Annotated in this window: 20 protein-coding genes and 1 pseudogene; 3 read left to right on the top strand and 18 right to left on the bottom strand. The window is 70.9% G+C overall.

Annotated elements, in window-relative coordinates; genetic code table 11:
- The first annotated feature begins 64 nt into the window (after positions 1-64).
- Positions 65-994 carry a 5'-3' exonuclease gene (locus HEP81_RS30615; protein ID WP_243279832.1) on the top strand — a complete coding sequence of 310 codons (930 nt, stop codon included), beginning with the start codon at positions 65-67 and terminating at the stop codon, positions 992-994.
- 142 nt (positions 995-1,136) lie between these two features.
- Positions 1,137-1,982: a siderophore-interacting protein gene (locus tag HEP81_RS30610; protein ID WP_037651235.1), complete on the top strand. Its 846-nt coding sequence runs from the start codon at positions 1,137-1,139 to the stop codon at positions 1,980-1,982.
- A 26-nt stretch (positions 1,983-2,008) separates the two neighbouring features.
- Here the strand turns inward: HEP81_RS30610 and HEP81_RS30605 are convergent, their stop codons facing one another.
- Together HEP81_RS30605 and HEP81_RS30600 are read right to left on the bottom strand one after the other, a co-directional pair.
- On the bottom strand, positions 2,009-2,941 hold the full coding sequence (locus HEP81_RS30605) for a 5'-nucleotidase (protein WP_037651237.1): 933 nt from the start codon (positions 2,939-2,941) through the stop codon (positions 2,009-2,011).
- Between the two features lie 56 nt (positions 2,942-2,997).
- Complete coding sequence (locus HEP81_RS30600) at positions 2,998-3,579, bottom strand: GNAT family N-acetyltransferase (RefSeq protein ID WP_037651349.1); 582 nt, start codon at positions 3,577-3,579, stop codon at positions 2,998-3,000.
- 47 nt (positions 3,580-3,626) lie between these two features.
- Here HEP81_RS30600 and HEP81_RS30595 point away from each other — a divergent pair, with 47 nt between their 5' ends.
- Positions 3,627-4,574, top strand: coding sequence for an RluA family pseudouridine synthase (locus HEP81_RS30595; protein WP_037651238.1), 948 nt, complete (start codon positions 3,627-3,629; stop codon positions 4,572-4,574).
- 10 nt (positions 4,575-4,584) lie between these two features.
- On the opposite strand, the pseudogene HEP81_RS30590 reads toward HEP81_RS30595, so the two are convergent.
- The 16 genes and pseudogenes from HEP81_RS30590 to HEP81_RS30515 all read right to left on the bottom strand — a co-directional run bounded on the left by HEP81_RS30590 (position 4,585) and on the right by HEP81_RS30515 (position 21,149).
- Positions 4,585-6,084: pseudogene (locus tag HEP81_RS30590) on the bottom strand (cytochrome P450).
- A 37-nt stretch (positions 6,085-6,121) separates the two neighbouring features.
- Complete coding sequence (locus HEP81_RS30585; protein WP_037651241.1) at positions 6,122-6,742, bottom strand: GTP-binding protein; 621 nt, start codon at positions 6,740-6,742, stop codon at positions 6,122-6,124.
- Positions 6,723-7,250: a DUF742 domain-containing protein gene (locus tag HEP81_RS30580; RefSeq protein WP_078967128.1), complete on the bottom strand. Its 528-nt coding sequence runs from the start codon at positions 7,248-7,250 to the stop codon at positions 6,723-6,725. Before HEP81_RS30580 ends, HEP81_RS30585 begins: the two co-directional genes overlap by 20 nt.
- Entirely contained in the window at positions 7,247-7,651 is a 405-nt protein-coding gene (locus HEP81_RS30575; protein ID WP_037651243.1) for a roadblock/LC7 domain-containing protein, read from the bottom strand. Before HEP81_RS30575 ends, HEP81_RS30580 begins: the two co-directional genes overlap by 4 nt.
- Positions 7,648-9,306: an ATP-binding protein gene (locus tag HEP81_RS30570; protein WP_243279630.1), complete on the bottom strand. Its 1,659-nt coding sequence runs from the start codon at positions 9,304-9,306 to the stop codon at positions 7,648-7,650. The genes HEP81_RS30575 and HEP81_RS30570 overlap by 4 nt, the downstream gene beginning before the upstream one ends.
- A gap of 315 nt (positions 9,307-9,621) precedes the next feature.
- Positions 9,622-12,474 (bottom strand): DEAD/DEAH box helicase, encoded by a 2,853-nt coding sequence (locus tag HEP81_RS30565; protein WP_037651247.1) that lies wholly within the window; start codon positions 12,472-12,474, stop codon positions 9,622-9,624.
- An 85-nt stretch (positions 12,475-12,559) separates the two neighbouring features.
- Positions 12,560-13,501 carry a twin-arginine translocase subunit TatC gene (gene tatC, locus HEP81_RS30560; protein ID WP_172427346.1) on the bottom strand — a complete coding sequence of 314 codons (942 nt, stop codon included), beginning with the start codon at positions 13,499-13,501 and terminating at the stop codon, positions 12,560-12,562.
- Positions 13,502-13,548: 47 nt separating this feature from the next.
- Complete coding sequence (gene tatA, locus HEP81_RS30555) at positions 13,549-13,836, bottom strand: Sec-independent protein translocase subunit TatA (protein WP_037651250.1); 288 nt, start codon at positions 13,834-13,836, stop codon at positions 13,549-13,551.
- A 233-nt stretch (positions 13,837-14,069) separates the two neighbouring features.
- Complete coding sequence (locus HEP81_RS30550; protein WP_037651252.1) at positions 14,070-14,264, bottom strand: hypothetical protein; 195 nt, start codon at positions 14,262-14,264, stop codon at positions 14,070-14,072.
- Positions 14,265-14,327: 63 nt separating this feature from the next.
- Positions 14,328-14,630 (bottom strand): CpXC domain-containing protein, encoded by a 303-nt coding sequence (locus tag HEP81_RS30545; protein ID WP_190276048.1) that lies wholly within the window; start codon positions 14,628-14,630, stop codon positions 14,328-14,330.
- Between the two features lie 124 nt (positions 14,631-14,754).
- On the bottom strand, positions 14,755-15,774 hold the full coding sequence (locus tag HEP81_RS30540; RefSeq protein ID WP_051849852.1) for a helix-turn-helix transcriptional regulator: 1,020 nt from the start codon (positions 15,772-15,774) through the stop codon (positions 14,755-14,757).
- A gap of 14 nt (positions 15,775-15,788) precedes the next feature.
- Positions 15,789-16,766 carry a helix-turn-helix transcriptional regulator gene (locus HEP81_RS30535; protein ID WP_037651254.1) on the bottom strand — a complete coding sequence of 326 codons (978 nt, stop codon included), beginning with the start codon at positions 16,764-16,766 and terminating at the stop codon, positions 15,789-15,791.
- A gap of 148 nt (positions 16,767-16,914) precedes the next feature.
- Entirely contained in the window at positions 16,915-17,286 is a 372-nt protein-coding gene (locus HEP81_RS30530; RefSeq protein ID WP_037651256.1) for an FKBP-type peptidyl-prolyl cis-trans isomerase, read from the bottom strand.
- A gap of 82 nt (positions 17,287-17,368) precedes the next feature.
- The gene (locus HEP81_RS30525; protein ID WP_037651258.1) at positions 17,369-18,370 is read right to left on the bottom strand and encodes an FKBP-type peptidyl-prolyl cis-trans isomerase; all 1,002 of its coding nucleotides are present in this window, start codon (positions 18,368-18,370) and stop codon (positions 17,369-17,371) included.
- Positions 18,371-18,518: 148 nt separating this feature from the next.
- Positions 18,519-19,880 (bottom strand): Pup--protein ligase, encoded by a 1,362-nt coding sequence (gene pafA, locus HEP81_RS30520; RefSeq protein ID WP_037651260.1) that lies wholly within the window; start codon positions 19,878-19,880, stop codon positions 18,519-18,521.
- Positions 19,881-19,889: 9 nt separating this feature from the next.
- Positions 19,890-21,149 (bottom strand): MFS transporter, encoded by a 1,260-nt coding sequence (locus HEP81_RS30515; RefSeq protein WP_037651264.1) that lies wholly within the window; start codon positions 21,147-21,149, stop codon positions 19,890-19,892.
- Positions 21,150-21,239: the final 90 nt, after the last annotated feature.

Below are 21,239 nucleotides of genomic sequence, written 5' to 3'. Positions count from 1 at the left end.
CGCGTTCCAGGACGAAAGGTGCGCGAGGGTGATCCATGAGTGACTGTCAGTGGCGTACGGCATGATGCGAAGCGTGACCGGACGACTGATGCTCCTCGACACCGCCTCGCTGTACTTCCGCGCCTATTTCGGCGTCCCCGACTCCGTGCGGGCGCCGGACGGCACCCCGGTGAACGCCGTGCGCGGACTGCTGGACTTCATCGACCGCCTGGTCAAGGACCACCGGCCCACCCACCTGGTGGCCTGCATGGACGCCGACTGGCGGCCGAAGTGGCGGGTCGAGCTGATCCCCACGTACAAGGCGCACCGGGTCGCCGAGGAGCACACCGGCGCCCCGGACGCGGAGGAGGTGCCGGACACCCTCGCCCCGCAGGTGCCGGTCATCGAATCCGTGCTGGACGCGATCGGCATCGCCCGCGTCGGGGTCGCCGACTACGAGGCGGACGACGTGATCGGCACCTTCACCGCCCGCGCCGCGGGCCCGGTCGACATCGTCACCGGCGACCGCGATCTGTACCAGCTGGTGGACGACGGACGCGGCGTGCGGGTCCTGTACCCGCTCAAGGGCGTGGGCACCCTCCAGGTGACCGACGAGGCGGTGCTGCGCGAGAAGTACGGCGTCGACGGACGGGGGTACGCGGACCTGGCGCTGCTGCGCGGCGACCCGAGCGACGGACTGCCGGGCGTGCCCGGGATCGGCGAGAAGACGGCCGCCAAGCTGCTCGCGGAGTTCGGCGACCTGGCCGGGATCATGGCGGCCGCGGACGACCCGAAGGCGAAGCTCACGCCCTCGCAGCGCAAGCGGCTGACCGAGGCGCGGCCGTATCTCGCGGTGGCGCCGGAGGTGGTGCGGGTGGCCGGTGATGTGCCGTTGCCGCAGGTGGACACCGCGCTGCCGGGCGCCCCGCGCGATCCGGCGGGCCTGGACGAGCTGGCGGCCCGGTGGGGTCTGGGCGGCTCGCTCCAGCGGCTGCTGACGACGCTGAGCGCGTAGGAACCGCGCGTCCACCTCGTAAACGGGGCCGTCAGATCGGCAATTTTCGAGCAAAGCACGACCGTTGAATCACAAAGGAAGATCGGGCCGTAAGGAGAGATGTTAACTTAGGTATACCTAACCCAGTTCGCAGGAGGCCGTGATGGCAGAGCGTCCGGAACGAAAGCCGCGCAAGGTCCATACCGCCCAGGTGGTGCGCACCGAGCGGCTGAGCCCGCACATGCAGCGCGTGGTGCTCGGCGGCGACGAACTCGCCGGGTTCGCGGCGGACACCTACACCGACCACTATGTGAAGCTCCTGTTCGGCCCCCCGGGCGTCAACTACCCGGAGCCCTTCGACCTGGAGCGGATCCGCGCCGAGTTCCCGCGCGAGCAGTGGCCGGTGACCCGGACCTACACCGTGCGCGACTGGGACGCCGAGCACCGCGAGCTGACCCTGGACTTCGTGATCCACGGCGACGAGGGCCTGGCCGGCCCCTGGGCGCTGCGCGCCCGGCCCGGTGAGAGCCTGCGCTTCACGGGCCCCGGCGGCGCCTACGCCCCCGACCCGGACGCCGACTGGCATCTGCTCGTCGGTGACGAGAGCGCGCTGCCCGCCATCGCCCGCGCCCTGGAGACGCTGCCCGCCGACGCGCGCGCCCACGCCTTCGTGGAGGTCGCCGGGCCCGAGGAGGAGCAGAAGATCGACTCCGCCGCGGAGATCGTCTGGCTGCACCGCGGGGACCGCCCGGTCGGCGCCGCCCTGCTGGAGGCCGTACGCGCCCTGGAGTTCCCCGAGGGCCGCCTGCACGCCTTCGTGCACGGCGAGGCCGGCTTCGTGAAGGAGCTGCGCCGGATGCTCCGGGTCGACCTGCGCATCCCGCGCGAGGACCTCTCGATCTCCGGCTACTGGCGCCTCGGTCACAACGAGGACGGCTGGCAGGCCTCCAAGCGCGAGTGGAACGCCCGCATCGAGGCGGAGCAGGAGGACGGCGCGCGGGCCGCCTGAGCCGCGCGGCGCGAACCCCCCGGGCCTCAGCGTGCGTTGATCTCGCCGAACGGCACATGCACGCTCGGGGTCGTCCGTGCCGTGCTCTCCAGGTGCGTCACCTGGTCGTCGAAGAAGATGTGCGGGTCCAGCACCTTCATCACGGCGCCCTTGTCTATGCCGCCGAGGAAGAACGCGTCGTTGACCCGCACGCCCCACTGCTTGAGGCTGTTCACGGCACGCTCGTGCGCCGGGGCGTTGCGCGCGGTCACGATGGAGACATGCACGCGCATCTCGTACTCCGGGTGCGCCCTGCGCCGTTCCTCCTCCCGGTTCTGGATCCGGTTCACCCCGGCGAGGAAGTCGCGCAGCGGCCCCGCGTCGTGCGGAGTCGCCGCGTTGCGCGCTTCGTGCGCCCGGAACTCCTCCAGCCCCTCGGCCTGGTAGACCTGTTCGGCCGCGTCGGTGGCGAGCACCCCGTCGAAGTCGAACGCGATCCGCAGCTCCCGGTCCGCCTCGTCGTCCGGGTACGCCGCCCCGAGCACATGCCCGGCGGGCAGCCCCGCCGCAACGGCCTCCCGCACATCGTCGCCGTTCGCGGACAGGAACAGCGACATGTTCAGCGCCGGCATGAACTTGTACGGGGACCGGCCCTGCATGAACACGGCCCGGCTGATGGGCAGGTGATGGGCCTGTATCGAGCGCATGACCCGCAGCCCGGTGTCGGGGTCGTTGCGGGAGAGGATGATGACCTCGACCAGCGGATCGCCCGGCTCTCCCAGGTCGTTGAGCGAGAGCAGCCTGCGGATGAACGCGAACGCCACCCCGGGACGCAGCGTGCGGTCCCGGTTCTCCTCCTGGTAGGCCCGGTAGGCCTCCTCGCCCTGCTGCCTGAACACCGCGTCGGACTCCCGCAGATCGAACAGGGCGCTGGAGGCGACACCGACGACAAGCCGGTTCGCGAGGTCATAGGCAGGCATGCGCCTTATCCTCACACCGGAAACGCCTGCCGGATCCCACGGCCGCCCGCGCGGGTTCAGTCCCCGCGCACCCGGGCGTGCAGATGCATGTCGTGCCAGCCGTCGAGGTGCAGATACGCCTTGCGCCGGGTGCCCTCCGGGGCGAACCCGGCCTTGGCCGCGACCCGGCAGGACGCCTCGTTGGCGGTGGAGTGCATCAACTCCAGCCGGTGGAAGCCGATCTCCTCGAACGCCCAGTGCGTCAGCGCGGCGGCCGACCGGGTCGCCACGTTACGGCCACGGGCCCCCGCCACGGTCCAGTAGGCGAGTTCGGCCGAACCGTCGGCCAGCTCGATCTGCCGTAGCGCGACCCTGCCCAGCAGCCGCTCGGTGCCCTCGGCCACGACCGCCCACTGCGGCTCCCGCTCTCCTGCCCACGCCTCCTGCCACTGCGTGATCCACCCGGCGGCCTCCGCCTCGGACTCGCAGGACTTGCCGTGGAAGCGATGCATCAGCGGATCCTGGAACGCCGCGTGCACGGCGGGCGCGTCCCCCGCCCGCCAGGGGCGCAGCACCAGACCGTCACCGGTCGGGATGACGGGCTGGTCGATACGGGCGAGGGCGCCGGCGGTCAGTACCGGGCTGGTGAGAATGGGCATGACCGACATACTGCACCCGTCACCCCTCCCCTCGTACCCTTGACCAGGTGAGACGCCGTACGCCGCCCCCGCCCGCCCCACTCCCCCAGCGCGACGGGGTCGACCCCGTGCGGGTGCGGCTGCCCGCGGGCGAGGAGTGGGCCACCGTCGGCGAGCATCTGGTGGCGCGGCTCTCCGGTGCCGGGCCCGGGGTGATCGAGGCGATGTTCGCGGCCGGGCGGATCGTGGGCGCCGACGGGCGGGCGGTCCCGGCGGACGCGCCGTACCGGCCGGGGATGTTCGTGTGGTTCCACCGCGAGCTGCCCGCCGAGGTGCCCGTGCCGTTCCCGCTGCCGGTGGTCTACCGGGACGAGCACATCGTCGTGGCCGACAAGCCGCACTTCCTCGCGACCACCCCGCGCGGCAGCCATGTCACCCAGACCGCGCTCGCCCGGCTGCGGCACGACCTGGGCATCCCGACGCTCTCGGCCGCCCACCGTCTGGACCGGCTCACCGCCGGCCTGGTGCTGTTCACGGTGCGGCCCGAGGAACGCGGCGCCTACCAGACGCTGTTCGGGGCCCGCCGGGTGGCCAAGGAGTACGAGGCCGTCGCGCCGTACGACGCGGCGCTCACCCTTCCCCGGACCGTGCGCAGCCGGATCCTGAAGGAGCGCGGGGTGCAGGCCGCCCGGGAGGTCTCGGGCGAGCCCAACGCCGAGACCCGGGTGGAGCTGGCGGAGCGGCGGGGCGCCCTCGGCCGCTACCGGCTGCTCCCCCGCACCGGGCAGACCCACCAGCTCCGGGTGCATCTGAACGCGCTCGGCGTACCCATCCTCGGCGACCCGCTCTACCCGCAGGTGCTCCCGCCGGTGCCGGCCGGTGACTTCCGCCGCCCCCTGCAACTGCTCGCCCGGAGGCTGGAGTTCACCGATCCGGTCACCGGCGCCGAGCACGCGTTCACCAGCGGGCGCACCCTGCTGGCCTGGTCCTCCTACCCCCACTGGGCGGCGGACTGAACCGGCCCGGTCACTCGCCGCGCCACCAGCGCAGCAGCCGCTGCCAGGGCCCCCGCGCCGGGGCGCCGACCGGGACCGGCGGTTCCGGCGCGGGCCGGGGCGGCGGTACGGCCGCGGGGAGCGCCGCGCCCTGCGACTCCCGGCGCTGGGCGGGCAGCCGCAGATCGGCGGGCAGACCGGGGCCCGCGTAGGCGCGGGGCGGCATGTCGGCGTCCTGCTGCGGCTTGGGTTCGAACCGTACGGGGAGCGACACCAGATGCCGGGAGGCGATGGAGGAGCGCCAGCGCAGCTCGTCCTCGGCGCAGGCCAGTTGGACGTCGGGCAGCCGGGTCAGCAGGGCGTCGACGCCGACATCGGCGATGGCGCGCCCGATGTCCTGCCCCGGGCACTCGTGCGGGCCGCCGCCGAAGGCGAGGTGGGAGCGGTTGCCCTGCATGCTCGCGGCCAGGTCGGGCCGTACCCGCGGGTCGATGTTGCCCGGCGCGGGCGCGAACAGGATCCCGTCGCCCTTGGCGATGCGCTGCCCGCCCAGCTCGGTGTCCTGCTTGGCGTAGTAGCCGAAGACGGTGCTGAAGGGCGGCTCGTCCCACAGGGACTGCTCGATCGCCTCCGGTACGGTCATCTGCCCGCCGTTGAGCCGGGCACGGAAACCCGGTTCGGTCAGGACCATGCGCAGCGCGTTGGCGAGCAGGTTGGCGGTGGCCTCGTAGGCGGCGAACAGGACGAGCCGCAGATGTTCACGGACCTCGTCGTCGCTGAGCTTCGCCTCGTGCATGACGAGGTGGCTGGTGAAGTCGTCCTCGGGCCGGGCGCGGCGGCGCAGGGTGAGCCGGTTCAGCGCGTCCATGACGTAGGCATGGCTCTGGATGGCGGTCTCGGTGCCCTTGAGGGCGTCCCGGGCGGCCTGCACCATCCGGTCGTTGTACTCCTCGGGCATGCCGAGGATCTCGCACAGCACCGCCATCGGCAGATGTTCGGCGAACTGGGCGACGAGGTCGGCGCGGCCGCGCTCGCAGAAGCTGTTGGCCAGGTGCTGGGTGTGGCCGCCGATGTGCCGGCGGACGCTGCGGTGGTCGATGGTGGCCATGGCGGAGGTGACGGCGTTGCGCAGCCGCAGATGTTCGTCGCCCTCGGCATGGGAGCAGATGGGCTGCCAGGCGATGTGCGGCATCAGCGGGTGGTCCTGTTTGACCCGGCCGTCCAGGAGCGGGGCCCAGATACGGCTGTCGCGGGTGTACTGCGAGGGGCTGCGCACCACCTAGAGGTTCTCGGCGTGCCCGAGGACCACCCACATCGGTACGTCGTCGTGCAGCAGTACGGGGGCGACCGGGCCGTACTGCTCGCGCAGCCGTTCGTAGAGGTCGTCCAGGTCCTCCGCGCCCGCGCCGTAGAGGCGGTGCAGTCCCCCGGGGCCGAGGGCGCCCGCGGGGCAGCCGGGCGGCGGCCCGAACAGGGGGTCGTGGGTGTCGGTGGCCGGGGTGCCGGTCGGCGGCTGGTGTTCAGGCGTCACAGTGATCGCTCCGGAACGGAGAAGGAGTGCGGGTGAGTCAGGCGAGGGCGCCGGAGAGGGCGAGCGAGTGCAGGAACCGCATCAGGGTGAGCAGCACGTCCTTGCTGGAGGCGCGGCGGCGCACATCGCAGTCGATGATCGGGATCTCGGGCGTCAGATCGAGCGCGGTGCGCAGTTCCTCGACGGGGTAACGGGGCGCGTCCGGGAAGGAGTTGACGGCGACCACGAAGGGCACGCCGCGTTCTTCCAGGCGGCCCATGACGTCGAAGCTGACCTCCAGGCGCCGGGTGTCGACGAGCACGACCGCGCCGAGCGCGCCCTCGAACAGGCCGTTCCACAAGAACCAGAAGCGCTCCTGGCCGGGGGTGCCGAACAGGTAGAGCACCAGTTTGTCGGTGATGCTGATCCGGCCGAAGTCCATGGCGACGGTGGTGGCGGTCTTGGTCTCGGAGCCGTAGTTGTCGTCGATCCCGATGCCGGCCTGGGTCATGGTCTCCTCGGTGGTCAGCGGTTTGATCTCGCTGACGGAGCCGACCATGGTGGTCTTGCCGACACCGAAGCCGCCCACGATCACGATCTTCACCGCGGCCTGGGCCGTGTGCGGCAACTGGTCCGCGGTGCGCGGTCCGGGGATCGTGTCAGAGCTTTTGAAGTCCATGCATCACCGCTTCGAGGAGGGAACGGTCGGGGGCCGTGCGGCGGGTGGCCGGGGCGCGCGCCTGCACCAGTTCGGCCGTGATCATCTCCGTGATCAGTACGGTCATCGCGCTGAACGGCAGGGCGAGATAGGCGGACAGCTCGGCCAGGGACAGCGGGGCGGCGCACAGGTCGAGCACCGCCGTGTGCTCCGGCGAGGCGCCGGGCGGCGGGGTCCGGCGGGCCACGATCAGGGTCACCAGGTCGAGTTCGGCGCGGCCGCCGTCGGCGGTCCCGGTGACGGCGTAGAGCCGCTCGGGGTTGCGGGGCGGGGGCTGGCCGTCCGGGGTGCCGTGCGCGTGCGGCCCGTCCGCGACGCCGTGCGCGGACCGGCCGTCCACCGCGCTGTGCGGGGTACGGCCGTCCGGCGTCTCGGCGTACGGGGGCGGCCGTAACCGCGGTGAGGACGGGGAAGGTGACGGCGGGCTCGGCGGGTTCGGCTGGCGCCGTTGTCGTCGTGGAGGGGTCATACGGTCTGCCCGTCCCGCCGGGGCGGACTGGTGAGGTGGGCGCCGATCCGCACGACGAGGTCGCGCATCATGCCGCTCATCCGGCCCGGTTCACAGGTGACGTCGGCGAGCACGGCGAGGTAGGCGTTGGCGCCCGCGTTCATCAGATAGAAGTAGCCGCCCTCGATCTCCACGACGACGACCTTCATCTCGCCGGCGCCGGGGATCTCCTGGATGATGGCGCCGGCCAGGCTCTGCACGCCCGCGCAGGCGGCGGCCACCCGGTCGGCGGCGTCGGGATCGCCGCCGTAGCGGGCGATGCGCAGGCCGTCGGAGGAGAGCACCACGATCATCTCGATGCCCGGCACTCCGTCGTTGAGCTGCTTGAGCATCCAGTCGAAGTTGCCTCGCTGCTGGATCACTGGACGGTCCCCTCGTCGTCGGCCTCGGTGGGGGCGGCCGAGTCATCGATCAGGTGCAGGTACTTGGTGGGGTTGAGCGTGAAGTCGGTCAGCTCGGGGGCGGTGGCGTCCTCGGGCATGCCCTTGCGCAGTCCGTCGAAGAAGTCGTCGATCCACATGCCCGGCGGGCGTTCGATGAGCTTCTGGCGCTCGGGGTCCACTTCCGGCTCGGGCTCGGGTTCCTGACGGGTCTGGGACCAGATGGTGGGGCGGCCCTCGCGTTCGGCCCGCTCGATGGCGGCCTCCTCGGCCCAGCGCTGGCTCAGCGGGACCTTCACCCGGCTGCGGCGCTGCGGCAGCCCGCCCGCCGTCCACTCGGTGACCTCGGGGACGTCGTCCTCCATGGAGATCCCGGCGGGGATCTTCGGGCTGGTGGGGCGGCGCTTCTTGGGCCGGCGCCTGGGGCCCTCGACGGCACCGAGTTCGGGCATCGGGATGCCGGTCGCGCCGATGCCGTGGGCGACGCCGACACCGGGCTCGGTGGTGGTCATCACGCGCGGCACGATGAGGATCGCGCGCAGCCCGCCGTACGCGGAGGTGCGCAGCGAGACCTCCATGTCGAACTGCTTGCACAGCCGTCCGACGACGGCGAGGCCGAGGCGCGGGTTGTCGCCGAGGTTGTGCGCGTCGTCGCCGTTCTTGGCGTCCTCGATCATCTTCTCGATGCGGATCCGGGACTCCTCGTTGAGGCTGACCCCGGCGTCCTCGATCTCGATGACGATGCCCGTCTGCACCTCCACGGCGGTGACATGCACCTTGGTGGTGGGCGGCGAGTAGCGGGTGGCGTTGTCGAAGAGTTCGGCCGCGGCGTGGATGACCGGCTCGACCGCGGTGCCCTTGATGTTGATGTTGCAGATCGACGCCAGATGGATGCGGTGGTAGTCCAGGATCCGGGACATGGCGCCGCGCAGGGTGCTGTAGAGGGACACCGGCAGGGGCCACTGGCGGCCGGGGCGGCCGCCGCCGAGGACGCCGATGGTGTCGGCGAGCCGGCCGATCAGCGAGCTGCCGTGGTCCAGCCGCAGCAGGTCGTCGAAGACCTCGGGGTTGCGGCCGTGGTCCTCCTCCATCTCCCGCAGTTCCACGGCCTGTTGGTGCACGATGGCCTGGACGCGGCGGGCGATGCTGACGAAGGAGCGCTCGGTGGCGATCCGCATGGTGATCTCGTGGTCGGCGCCGCGCAGCGCGACCCGGGTCATCTCGCGGTAGACATCGGGCAGGACACGCAGGTCGGGGTCGGCGTCATAGACGTTCGCGAGGACGTCGCGGAGCATCTCGCCGCGCGAGAGCCGGGCGAAGCCCCACGGCAGGATGTCGTTGGTGAAGCGGTGGATCAGCGCCTCGTGCTCGGCGAGCCGCTCCTCCAGACAGGCGGTGTCGCGGGCGTGCGCGGCCTGCTCCTCGCGGAGCAGCCGGCCGCGCCGGGCGGCCTCGGCGCCGGTGACCAGGACGAGCAGCACGGCGAGGGCCCCGCACAGGCCGACGGCGACCCGCGCCGACTGCGGCACCAGGGCGACGGCGACCGCGCTCGCCACGGCCATCACTATGGCGGGCGGCAACAGGACGCGGGCGTAGGGACGTTCCCGGCGACCGGGCGGCTTCGGAACACTCACCATGGATGCCTTCTGGGACGGATCGGCTGGGTGTCGGGAGAGTTTTCGGGGGGAAGATTCATGGCACAGACCGGATCTTCGGCATGTTTGGGAACAGGCGCGCGAATTACCTCAACTTGGTGCGCCGCGGGCGAGCTTAGTCCGACCGGATCATCGCCGTGTCATATTCAGCGACCGCCTGAAATCCCCTCGGCACCAGGAGTACGCTCGGCCCCATTTGCACGCTGAGCTTCCATTCGAACACGTTCGGTCAGGGCGTACAGGCATACGAAAACCGGCTCACCCCGAAGGATGAGCCGGTCGTCGCCGAGATGCCGGTCAGCCCACCGACGAGTAGGCCACCACGCCCCGCAGCAGCTGATCGACGGCCTTGCGCGCGGCCTTGGCCACGGTCGAGCCCTCGCGGGGCGCCGCCGCGGAGATCTGCCCCAGCACATCGATCACCTGCTTGCACCAGCGCACGAAGTCGCCCGCGGGCATCTCCGCCTCACGCAGCACCTCGTCCAGGCCCTTGCCCGACGCCCACATATAGGCGGCCCAGGCGAACCCGAGATCGGGCTCGCGCTGGCCCACGCCCTCGGTCTGGCTGATCCGGAAGTCCTCCTCCAGACCGTCGAGCCGGCCCCAGATCCGCACCATCTCCCCCAGCGCGGCCTTCGCCTTGCCGGAGGGCACCTTGGGCGCCATGGCGTCGTCGCTGAGCCGTGACTCGTACACCAACGCCGAGACGCACGCGGCGAGTTCGGCGGGCGCGAGGCCCTCCCAGACGCCCTCGCGCAGGCATTCGCTGGCCAGCAGGTCCAGTTCGCCGTAGAGCCGGGCGAGCCGCCGCCCGTGCTCGGTGACCTCATTGCCCCGCAGATAGTCCAGCTCGGTCAGCAGGGCCACGATCCGGTCGAAGGTCCGCGCGATGGTGTTCGTACGGCCCTCGATCCGGCGCTCCAGCTGCGAGGTGTCGCGCAGCAGCCGGTGATAGCGCTCGGCCCAGCGGGCGTGGTCCTCACGGTCGTCGCACCCATGGCAGGGATGCGCGCGCAGGGCGGTGCGCAGCCGGGCGATCTCCCGGTCGTCGGCGGCCTGGGAGCGCTTCTTGCGGGCCCGCTCCGGCGGGATGTGCCCGGCCTTGGAGCGCAGCGCGGAGGCCAGGTCCCGGCGGGACTGCGGAGAGCGCGCATTGAACGTCTTCGGGATCCGCATCCGGTCCAGCGGCTCCACCGGCACCGGGAAGTCCATCGACGCCAGCCGCTTGACCTGCCGCTCGGCCGTCAGCACCAGCGGGCGCGGGCCGTCCTGGTGGTCGAAGCCGCGATGGCCGTTCGAACGGCCGGCCGGCAGACCCGGGTCCAGCACCAGGGCGAGCCCCGCGTACTTGCCGGCGGGCACATGGATGACATCGCCCGGCTTGAGCCTCTCCAGCGCCGTGGCCGCCTCGGCCCGCCGCTGATGGGCGCCCTGCCGGGCCAGCTCCGTCTCCCGGTCCTTCAGCTCGCGCCGCAGCCGCGCGTACTCCTCGAAGTCGCCGAGGTGACAGGTCATGGAGGCCTGGTAACCGGCCAGCCCCTCCTCATTGCGCTGCACCTGCCGGGAGATCCCGACCACCGAGCGGTCCGCCTGGAACTGCGCGAACGACGTCTCCAGGAGCTCGCGCGAACGGTGCCGCCCGAACTGCTCGACCAGATTGACCGCCATGTTGTACGACGGCCGGAAGCTGGAGCGCAGCGGATACGTACGCGTGCCCGCGAGACCGGCCAGGTGCTCGGGGCTCATGGCGCGCTGCCAGAGCACCACCGCATGGCCCTCGACATCGATGCCGCGCCGGCCCGCACGGCCCGTCAGCTGGGTGTACTCGCCCGGCGTGATGTCGGCGTGCTGCTCGCCGTTCCACTTGACGAGCTTCTCCAGCACCACGGAGCGGGCGGGCATGTTGATGCCGAGCGCCAGGGTCTCGGTCGCGAACACGGCCTTGACCAGGCCGCGCACGAACAGCTCCTCCACGACCTCCTTGAAGGTCGGCAGCATGCCCGCGTGGTGGGCGGCGATGCCCCGCTCCAGGCCCTCCAGCCACTCGTAGTACCCGAGGACATGCAGGTCCTCGGGGACGATATGGGCGGTGCGCTCCTCGACCAGGGCCCGGACCTGCTCCCGCGCCTCCTCGTCGTTCAGCCTGAGCCCCGCGTACAGGCACTGCTGTACGGCGGCCTCGCAGCCGGCACGGCTGAAGATGAAGGTGATGGCCGGCAGCAGGCCCTCGGCGTCCAGGCGCTCGATGACCTCGGGCCGGCCCGGCGTCCACACCCGCGAACGCTGGCGGCGCTCCCGCTCCCGGTCGGCCTCCCGCATCGACCGTCCCCGGCGGCGGTCCTGGTACGACGGCCGGGCCGCCTCCATGCGCGCGAGGCGCGCCAGGTCGGGATTGACGGCCTTCTTGTGGCCCTCGCCCTCCTCGAACAGGTCGTACATCCGCCGCCCGGCCAGCACATGCTGGAACAGCGGCACGGGCCGGTGCTCGGAGACGATCACCTCGGTGTCACCGCGGACGGTGTCCAGCCAGTCGCCGAACTCCTCCGCGTTCGACACGGTCGCGGACAGCGAGACCAGGGTCACGGAGGCGGGCAGATGGATGATCACCTCCTCCCAGACGGCGCCGCGGAAGCGGTCGGAGAGGTAGTGCACCTCGTCCATGACCACATGGCCGAGGCCCAGCAGGGTCTGGGAGCCCGCATACAGCATGTTCCTGAGCACCTCGGTGGTCATCACGACCACCGGCGCCTCGGAGTTCACGCTGTTGTCGCCGGTGAGCAGGCCGACCTTGTCCGCGCCGTAGCGGCGGCACAGGTCGGCGTACTTCTGGTTCGACAGCGCCTTGATGGGTGTCGTGTAGAAGCACTTCTTGCCCTGGAGCAGGGCGAGGTGGACGGCGAACTCGCCCACGATCGTCTTGCCCGAGCCCGTGGGGGCGGCGACCAGCACGCCCTTGCCGGCTTCGAGTGCCTGGCAGGCCTCGATCTGGAAGGGGTCGAGGCCGAAGTCGTACATCTCGCGGAAGGACGCGAGCGCGGTGGCCTGCTCGGCTGCCCTCTTGCGGGACGCCGCGTACCGCTCGGCCGGTGAGAGATCCTCTGTCATCGTGCTTTCGAGCGTACCGGGCCCCACCGACAACAGGACGATCATTATCCCGAACGTGCGCTGAGCAGAGAAATGCCCCCGGCCCGGGAGAACCCGGGCCGGGGGCGGTACGCCTCGTCCGCTCTGTGGGTCAGGTCACATCGTCGTAGCCGTTGACGTGGTCCTTGCCCGGCAGCTCGGGGGCGGAGCTCGCGCTCACGGACTCCACCTCGCCGACCGCCTCGGGCGTGAGGTCCAGCTCCGAGGCCTCGTCGTCCGACAGTCCGTCGTCCGCACGGCGGGCCCGGCGCCGGTCGTTGATCAGGGAGAAGGCCACCGCGATGAAGAACAGCGCCCAGATCGGCGCCGCCAGCGCCAGCATCGACATCGGGTCCGCGCCGGGCGTGGCCACCGCCGCGAAGGCGGCGATACCGACGACCATGGCACGCCACCAGCCGAGCATGCGCTTCCCGGACAGGATGCCCGTCAGGTTGAGCATGACCAGCAGCAGCGGCATCTCGAAGGCGAGACCGAAGACCACCACCATGCGCGTGACCAGGTCGAGCAGCTTGTCCAGCGACAGCAGGTTCTCCACCCCGGACGGGGTGAGGTCGATCATGACCTTCGCCGTGATGGGCAGCACGTGGTACGCGAGGAAGCCGCCGCTGAGGAACAGCGGGACGCCGAAGCCGACGAACGCGTACGCGTACTTCTTCTCGTGGCGGTGCAGACCGGGCGCGACGAACGCCCACAGCTGGTAGAGCCAGACCGGGGAGGCCAGCACCACACCGGCGGTCAGCGACGCCTTCAGCGCCAGCGTGAACGGGCCCAGCAGGTCACCGATGGTGATGTGCGCGCAGTGGGTGTCCTTGCTGGCCTTCGACAGCTCACCGAAGGACTGGTGGCAGCCCACCGAACGCAGCAGCGGCGCGGTGATGAAGTCGATGATGTCCTTGTAGAAGAAGGCGGAGACGATCGTGACGACGACGATCGCCAGGACACCCTTGGTGAGCCGATTGCGCAGCTCACGCAAGTGATCCCCGAGCGGCATGCGCCCCTCGGGGTCCCTCTCCGTGCGGGCGGACTTGGGCAACCCACATCCTCATCTCGTGCAGCGGACCGGAACCCCCGGTCCTCGCGTCAGCGCTGGGTGGAGTCGGTCGGCTCGTTGACCGGGCGGGAGCTGGTCACATCGCCGGGCGCGGCCTGGATCGTGCGCTGCGCGGGAGTCGGCTCCTCGGCGGACTGGGCCGGGGTGGCGTTCTGCTTGCCGCCGTCGTCCTTCATCGCCTTGGCCTCGCTCTTCAGGATGCGAGCGGACTTGCCGAGGGAACGAGCCATGTCCGGGAGCTTCTTGGAACCGAACACGAGGACGATGACCAGCACCAGAAGCACCAGGTGCCACGGCTCAAGTGCGTTGCGGAACATAAGTCTTCACCTTCTCACTGAGGCGGGGCGACGGCTTGTCCGACTGATCGGACAGGTGTCCGACCATCGTGCCGGCAGCGATCGTATCGCCCGGGGGTGAACGTCGGACACACCCCGTGCGTACTCCAGCTCTGCGGACCGCGCCTCGATCTCCGGGCCGCGACCAGCAGCGTACCTGGCCGGAGCGGCAGGGTGACAGGGCGAAGTGACCCAAAGCGCATCACAAGACGACATCACAGGGCGTCCACCGCCTGAACCGCGCTCACCGCCGACCGTTCCAGGTCCTCGGCCGCCCGGTTGATGCGCTGCGCGGAGTCCGCGACCTGTCGCCCGAGGCGCCGCGCCTCCACGAACACCCGGACGGCGAGGACTCCCAGGACGGCGAGGCCCAGGAACCCCATGGCTACCGCGAACATCGGCCAGAACATGACGCCGAGCCTAGACCGTCCGGCGGCCCGCCCCGCACCCGGCCGCACCGGGGCGGCGGCCTGCTACACCGCCGAATGGAGCCGCAGGGTCCGCACCCCGCCGTCCGTGAGCAGTTCCACGATGCGCTCCCCGGCCGGCTTACGGACCGCGGCACCGCAGTCGGGGCAGGTGAAGGAGTAGAACGTGGTCCGGTCGCTGGCGCCGATGGCCAGGCGCAGCTCGCTCGCGGACAGCTCGAAGCGGCCCCGGCAGTCCGGGCAGCCGGCCCTGAACACCACGGGGGCCACGCCCCGCATCTCCGCGAACGCGGTCGCCACCGTCATCCCGCTCGCCTCGGACACCTCGGACACCGCGGACTCGTTCACAGCCGTCACTCCTCTTCCACCGGCCGGACCACCGGCCGAACCGCCACTCGCCCGCCTGCCGGACGCCCCGGACGCGCACGGCGGGCACGCCCTAAAGAGCGGGCGGGACCCGCCGCCCGGCGGCTCACCCGCGCGCCCCGGCGGCTTCCGGCGCCGGTCCGTGCGGGACGTCGTACGCCGCCAGCGCCTCGGCGGCCGCGCGACGGGCGCTGTCGGCCAGCTCGGGCGGGGAGACGATCCGGCCGTCGCGGCCCAGGCGCAGCGCCAGGCGGCGCAGGGAGGCCGGCTCGGGGGTGCGCAGGGTGATGCGCAGCCCTCCGTCGGAGAGCTCCTCGGCACTGTCGTGGGGGTAGTACTCGGCGACCCAGCGGCCACCGGGCCCGACCTCGACGACCACCTCGGGGTCCTCCGCGGCCGGCTGGACCAGCGCCTCGGACAGATCGCGCAGCTCCACCTCGGGCGGCGCGGACGGCTCGTCCAGGATGCGGATCTCGGCGACCCGGTCGAGCCGGAAGGTGCGCCGGGCCTCGGAGCGGCGACACCACGCCTCGACATAGGTGTGACCGACACTGACCAGGCGGATCGGGTCGATCTCCCGCTCGGTGACCTCGTCGCGGGCCGGGGAGTAGTAGCGGATCCACAGCCGGCGGCGCTCGGAGATGGCGCGGTCCACGTCCGCGAAGACACCGCCCTCCGATTCGAAGGTCACCGACAGCCGGGAACTGGCGCCCGCTGCCTCGCCGGCCGCGGTCTCCACCTTGGCGGTGGCCCGCAGCAGCGCCTGCCGGTCGCCCTCGCGCAGCCCCGGCAGGGTGGCGACGGCGCGGGCGGCCACCAGCAGCGCGGTCGCCTCGTCGGCGGCCAGCCGCAGCGGCTCCGCGGCCTCCTCACCGAGCGCCGCCGGGTTGTGCCACCAGATGCGCTCGCCGTCGGTGTCGATGTCCAGCAGATCGCCGCCGCGGAAACTGGTCCCGCACATCGGCAGCAGATCGAGATCGGCGACCAGCTCGTCCTCGGTGATGCCGAAGGCGCGGGCCACATCCGCGATCCGTGCGCCGGGCCGCTCCCGCAGATACGTCACCAGGGAGAGCATCCGCCGGGTCTGGTCGATGGCGTTGACGGCCCTGGCCGGTTTGCCTGCCACAGTCCTGCTCCCCCTCAGCCCTTGGCCACGGCACGCAGCCGGTCCACCACATCGGCCCGCAGCTCGGCCGGCTCCACGACCACCACATCGGGTCCGAACTCCACCAGCCAGGCATCCAGACCATGGCCGTACGGAATCTCCAACTCGTCCCAGCCGTCCCCGAGTTCCCGCACCTTCGCGGCCTTCGCCCGCAGCGGGTACCCGGCACCGGACCGCAGCCGGATCAGCGCCGAACGGTCGGCCGTCTCACCGGCCCAGCCCGCCACGGTCTCCCGGACGGTCACCACATCGGGCACGGGCGCGGTGAAGCCCGTACCGCGCGAGCGGACCCTGCCGGTGATCCGGGACAGCCGGAAGACGCGCTCGGCGCCCCGGTCCCGGTCGAAACCGGCCAGATACCAGTGGCCGCGCCAGCACTCCAGCGCCCACGGCTCGACATGCCGGGGCTCGGGGTGGGCGGCGGAGGCCTTGCGGTAGTCGAACAGGACCGGGCGGCGGTCGCGGCAGGCCAGCATCAGCGGCTCGAAGGCGGCCTCGTGCACCGGGATGCGCGGCTCCAGCGCGGCATGCCCCTCGTACGGGTCGACCTCCTCGGGCAGCCCGGCGGCACGCAGCTTCTGGAGGGCGCCGCTGGCGGCACCGGCGAGCCGGGCCTGCTGCCAGACCTTGGCGGCCAGGCCGAGGGCGGCGGCCTCCTCGGCGTCCAGGGTGATGGGCGGCAGCCGGTTGCTGTCACGGCGGGCGAGATAGCCGACCTCGCCGTCGAGGTTCTCGACGGTCTCGATCACCAGGCCCAGCTCGCGCAGATCGTCCTTGTCGCGCTCGAACATCCGGTTGAAGGAGTCGTCGCTGCCGCTGCCGCCCTTCTCCGGCCTCGCGGCCTCGACGTATGCCTCGATGGAGTCACGCAGCTCGCGCTTGCTGAGCGGCCGCCGTGCGCCGAGCAGACACAGCGCGAGGTTCATCAGCCGCTCGGCCTTGGCAATGGCCATCGACGCCCTTCGCCTTCTGTTTTGTGCTTCCGACCGTCGACCGTACCGCTCCCGGGCGCGGGGACAAAAGCCGAGGGCCCATGCCCGGACAGGCATGGGCCCCAGACGGTCGGATCCGATCGGAAACGGCCGATGGCTCGGGTACGGCTCAGACCGCGAGCAGGTCCACCACGAAGATCAGCGTCTCGCCCGGCTTGATCGCCGGGGTCGGGCTCTGGTCGCCGTAGGCGAGGTGGGCCGGAATGGTCAGCCGGCGACGGCCGCCGACCTTCATGCCCTGCACACCGCGGTCCCAGCCCGCGATGACACGGCCGCCACCCAGCGGGAAGCGGAACGGGGTGCCACGGTTCCAGCTGGCGTCGAACTCCTCGCCGGTGCTGAAGGCGACACCGACGTAGTGCACGGTCACGTTCTGACCCGCTTCGGCGACCGGCCCCTCGCCCTCCCAGATGTCCTTGATCTCAAGGTCCTTCGGGGCATCGCCCTCGGGGAAGTCGATCTCGGGCTTCTCGATGTTCACGTCAAAAGCTCCTGCGTAGGTACGACACGAAACACGGACAGTCTTTCATCCCCGCACCCCCACCGCCCTACACGGACACCCCCTACATCGCGGCCAGGATGTCCACCGTGAACACCAGCGTCGCCCCCTTGCCCACCGGGCCGCCGCTCGGCGGATTGTCGCCGTACCCCAGCTGCGGCGGCACCACCACCAGCACCCGGCTGCCCACCTTCTTGCCGACCAGCCCCTGGGCCAGGCCCTTGACCGTCTCCTGCATCTGCGGCAGCGAGAACTGGCTCAACCGCCCCGAACCGTACGTCCGCTGGAACGTCTTGCCGCCCTCCCACACCAGCCCCTGGAACTGGCACAGCACCGTCTGATCCGCCTTCAGCTCCGGACCGTCGCCCTCCAGCACATACGTGGACACCAGCTTGTCCGGCGCGGCCGTGTGCGGGACCTTCACCACCGGAATCGTGCCATTGGTGACCGTGGCGACCTTCGGCAGCGCCGGATCGTTCTGCGGAACGGCCCTGCCGCGCGCCGAGCTCTTCGAGTTGAACGAATCGATCACATCGACGACGAACACCAGCGTGTCCGTCCCCTTGATCCCCGCCTGCGGATTGCCCGCCTTGCCATAACCCCAGGTCGGAGGCACCGCGATCTCCACCCGGCTGCCCGTCTTCTTCCCGACCAGACCGTACCGCCAGCCGTCGATCAGACTGCCCTGCGCCAACTGCATCACCAGCGGCGCATGCCGGTCGTACGAATTGTCGAACACCTTGCCGGTGTCCCAGATCTGACCCAGATAGTTCGCCTGGACGAAGTCGTTCTCCGCGACCGTACGGCCCGTCCCCGGGATCGCCGTCCGCACCGCCAGATTCTTCGACGGCGCACCCGCGCCCTTCGCCACCGTCGGCTTCTCACCGAACCGCGTCCCCGCCGTGATCGCCGGCAGCGGACCGTCCACGATCTTGGGCGGCGGCGCGCTCGGCGCCGAGGGCGACGGAGACGCACCGGCCTGACTCGAACCGGACTTGCCGCCACACCCGGCGAGCGTGACCAGTCCAGCGGGAACGGTGGCGAGAAGAAGCGAACGTCGGCGCACGGAAGAGCCTCGTAATCGGTCGGTCTTGCGGATGACGTGCGCGCAACTCTACGACCGACACGCGCGCCGCACACGAAACGCACGACGCGCGTGTGGCGTTGCGGCACACACCACCGCAACGCCACACCCACCACGACCAGCCCGATCGCTACATTCCGGCGATCAGCTTCTCCACCCGGTCGTCCACCGAGCGGAACGGGTCCTTGCACAACACGGTGCGCTGCGCCTGGTCGTTGAGCTTCAGATGCACCCAGTCCACCGTGAAGTCCCGGCGCTGCTCCTGCGCCCGCCGGATGAAGTCACCGCGCAGCCGCGCCCGAGTCGTCTGCGGCGGAACCGACTTGCCCTCGAAGATCCGCACGTCATTGCAGACCCGCGCCGCCTGACCCTTCTTCTCCAGCAGGTAGTACAACCCGCGCCGACGGTGGATGTCGTGATACGCGAGGTCTATCTGCGCGACCCGCGGATGCGACATCGTCATATTGTGCTTGGCCCGGTACCGCTCGATGAGCTTGTACTTCATCACCCAGTCGATCTCGGTCTCGATCCGGTCCAGCTCCTCCGACTCGATCGCGTCCAGGGTGCGGCCCCACAGCTCCAGGACCCGCTCGACCGTGCCCGTACGGATCCCGCGGCGCTCGCAGAAGTCCACCGCCTTGTCGAAGTACTCGCGCTGCACCTCCAGCGCCGACGCCTCCCGGCCACTGGCCAGACGCACCTTGCGCCGCCCCGTGATGTCATGGCTGACCTCGCGGATCGCCCGGATCGGGTTCTCCAGGGTCAGATCCCGCATCACCGTGCCCGCCTCGATCATCCGCAGCACCAGGTCGGTCGCCCCGACCTTGAGCAGCATCGTCGTCTCCGACATGTTCGAGTCGCCCACGATGACATGCAGCCGACGGTAGCGCTCCGCGTCCGCGTGCGGCTCGTCACGGGTGTTGATGATCGGCCGGGAACGCGTCGTGGCCGACGACACGCCCTCCCAGATGTGCTCGGCACGCTGACTCACGCAGTACACGGCACCCCGCGGAGTCTGGAGCACCTTGCCCGCGCCACACAGCAACTGCCGCGTGACCAGGAACGGGATCAGAATGTCCGCGAGCCGGGAGAACTCGCCGTGCCGCGCCACCAGATAGTTCTCATGGCAGCCGTACGAGTTTCCCGCCGAATCGGTGTTGTTCTTGAACAGGTAGACGTCGCCCGCGATTCCCTCCTCGTGCAGGCGTCGTTCCGCGTCCACCAGGAGTCCCTCGAGAATGCGCTCGCCGGCCTTGTCGTGGGTGACCAGTTCGATCACATTGTCACACTCGGGTGTCGCGTATTCCGGATGTGAGCCCACGTCGAGATACAGCCGGGCGCCGTTCCGCAGAAAGACATTGCTGCTGCGGCCCCATGACACGACACGGCGGAAGAGGTACCGCGCCACCTCGTCAGGCGACAGGCGGCGCTGTCCCCTGAACGTGCACGTGACGCCGTACTCGTTCTCCAGCCCGAAAATGCGGCGGTCCATGAGGGAACATTACGCCCGATCCGTTGAGCTGAAACGGGGTTCGACAGCACGATTTGGATCATTTTCCGATGAAGCCGCAACCACCGCCCCCCGCACAGGAGCTGCGAGGACCCGCCCCGTCGCCAGCAACACCAGCAACGACACCACCCCGGCAGCACCCGGCACCGCGAAACCCCACACCGTGCCACCGGCCTGGACCACCGGCCCCGCAAGGCCCGTACCCACCGACGCGCCCACCGTGAACGTCGTCACCAGCCACGAGAAAGCCTCCGTGACCGTCCCCCGCGGCGCATGCCGGTCCACCAGGATGAACGCACACGCGATACACGGCGCCAGGAACACCCCCGACACCACCGACAACAACACCATCGCCACCGCACCCGGCATCAGCATCAACGGCAGATAACACACCGCCAGAAGCGCCACCAGCACCCGCAGTCGCCGCTCCGGCACCCCCGCCCACTGCCGCGCCCCGTACACCGAACCACCCACCAGCGCGCCCAGCCCCAGCCCCGCCATCAACCAGCCGTACACCGCGTCCCCGCCATGACCGTCCGCGTACGACACCGACGCCACCGTGATCGAACCCAGCGCCATCCCCACGAACAGGAACGCCCCCAGCAGCACCAGCAGCCCCGGCGAACGCAACGCACCCAGCCAGTGCGCCTCCCGCGGCGCCGACCGCCACGCCCGCGACGGCGGCGACACCACCACCGACAGCGCGCCCAGCACCCCCAGCACATTCAGCACCAGCAGCGCCGCCCGCGCGTCCCACACCGCCGCGCACACCGTCACCAGCAGCGGCCCCACCGTGAACATGACCTCCTGCGCCACCGCGTCCATCGCATACGCCGAGTGCACCTGCTCCTCACCCCGCAGCACCGACGGCCACAGCGCCCGCAGCCCGCCCTCCAACGGCGGCGCGCACAACCCCGAGGCCGCCACCGCCGCATACGCCAGCGGCAGCGGATCGGTGCCCACGAACGCGAACACCGTCATCGACAGCGCCGCCAGCACCGCCGCGGGCAACTGCACCCGCGGCTGCCCGTACAGATCCACCAGCCGGCCCAGCACCGGCTGCCCCACCGCGTTCGCGACGCCGTACACCGCCGCCAGCGCGCCCGCCAGGCTGTACGTACCGCCCGACGCCCGCACGAACAGCACCAGGGCGATCGCCGCCGTCGCATTGGGCAACCGGCCCACCAACGTGCCCGTCAGCAGCCGCAGCGCATGCCGCGCCCGGAGTATCTCCAGATATCCCGTGGCCATGTCGCGGCGCCTCCCGTGGCTCGCACCAGGCGCCTCGACGCCCAAGTGTTACGTATAACTTCCACTCCCATACGTACCATGTGCGCTGTT

Source organism: Streptomyces griseofuscus (genome assembly GCF_014673495.1).
GTDB lineage: Bacteria > Actinomycetota > Actinomycetes > Streptomycetales > Streptomycetaceae > Streptomyces > Streptomyces murinus.
The sequence above is the reverse complement of the archived record's forward strand: the minus strand, read 5'-3'. Positions and strand labels throughout refer to the sequence as shown.

Excerpts from the sequence above, each read along its gene's own strand:
- HEP81_RS30570 (WP_243279630.1), bottom strand. The coding sequence starts at position 9,306 with ATGGTGAGTGTTCCGAAGCCGCCCGGTCGCCGGGAACGTCCCTACGCC.
- HEP81_RS30550 (WP_037651252.1), bottom strand. The coding sequence starts at position 14,264 with ATGTTCTGGCCGATGTTCGCGGTAGCCATGGGGTTCCTGGGCCTCGCC.
- HEP81_RS30565 (WP_037651247.1), bottom strand. The coding sequence starts at position 12,474 with ATGATCGTCCTGTTGTCGGTGGGGCCCGGTACGCTCGAAAGCACGATG.
- HEP81_RS30515 (WP_037651264.1), bottom strand. The coding sequence starts at position 21,149 with ATGGCCACGGGATATCTGGAGATACTCCGGGCGCGGCATGCGCTGCGG.
- pafA (WP_037651260.1), bottom strand. The coding sequence starts at position 19,880 with ATGGACCGCCGCATTTTCGGGCTGGAGAACGAGTACGGCGTCACGTGC.
- HEP81_RS30615 (WP_243279832.1), top strand. The coding sequence starts at position 65 with ATGCGAAGCGTGACCGGACGACTGATGCTCCTCGACACCGCCTCGCTG.
- HEP81_RS30600 (WP_037651349.1), bottom strand. The coding sequence starts at position 3,579 with ATGCCCATTCTCACCAGCCCGGTACTGACCGCCGGCGCCCTCGCCCGT.
- HEP81_RS30535 (WP_037651254.1), bottom strand. The coding sequence starts at position 16,766 with ATGGCCATTGCCAAGGCCGAGCGGCTGATGAACCTCGCGCTGTGTCTG.
- HEP81_RS30610 (WP_037651235.1), top strand. The coding sequence starts at position 1,137 with ATGGCAGAGCGTCCGGAACGAAAGCCGCGCAAGGTCCATACCGCCCAG.
- HEP81_RS30605 (WP_037651237.1), bottom strand. The coding sequence starts at position 2,941 with ATGCCTGCCTATGACCTCGCGAACCGGCTTGTCGTCGGTGTCGCCTCC.
- tatA (WP_037651250.1), bottom strand. The coding sequence starts at position 13,836 with ATGTTCCGCAACGCACTTGAGCCGTGGCACCTGGTGCTTCTGGTGCTG.
- HEP81_RS30585 (WP_037651241.1), bottom strand. The coding sequence starts at position 6,742 with ATGGACTTCAAAAGCTCTGACACGATCCCCGGACCGCGCACCGCGGAC.
- HEP81_RS30580 (WP_078967128.1), bottom strand. The coding sequence starts at position 7,250 with ATGACCCCTCCACGACGACAACGGCGCCAGCCGAACCCGCCGAGCCCG.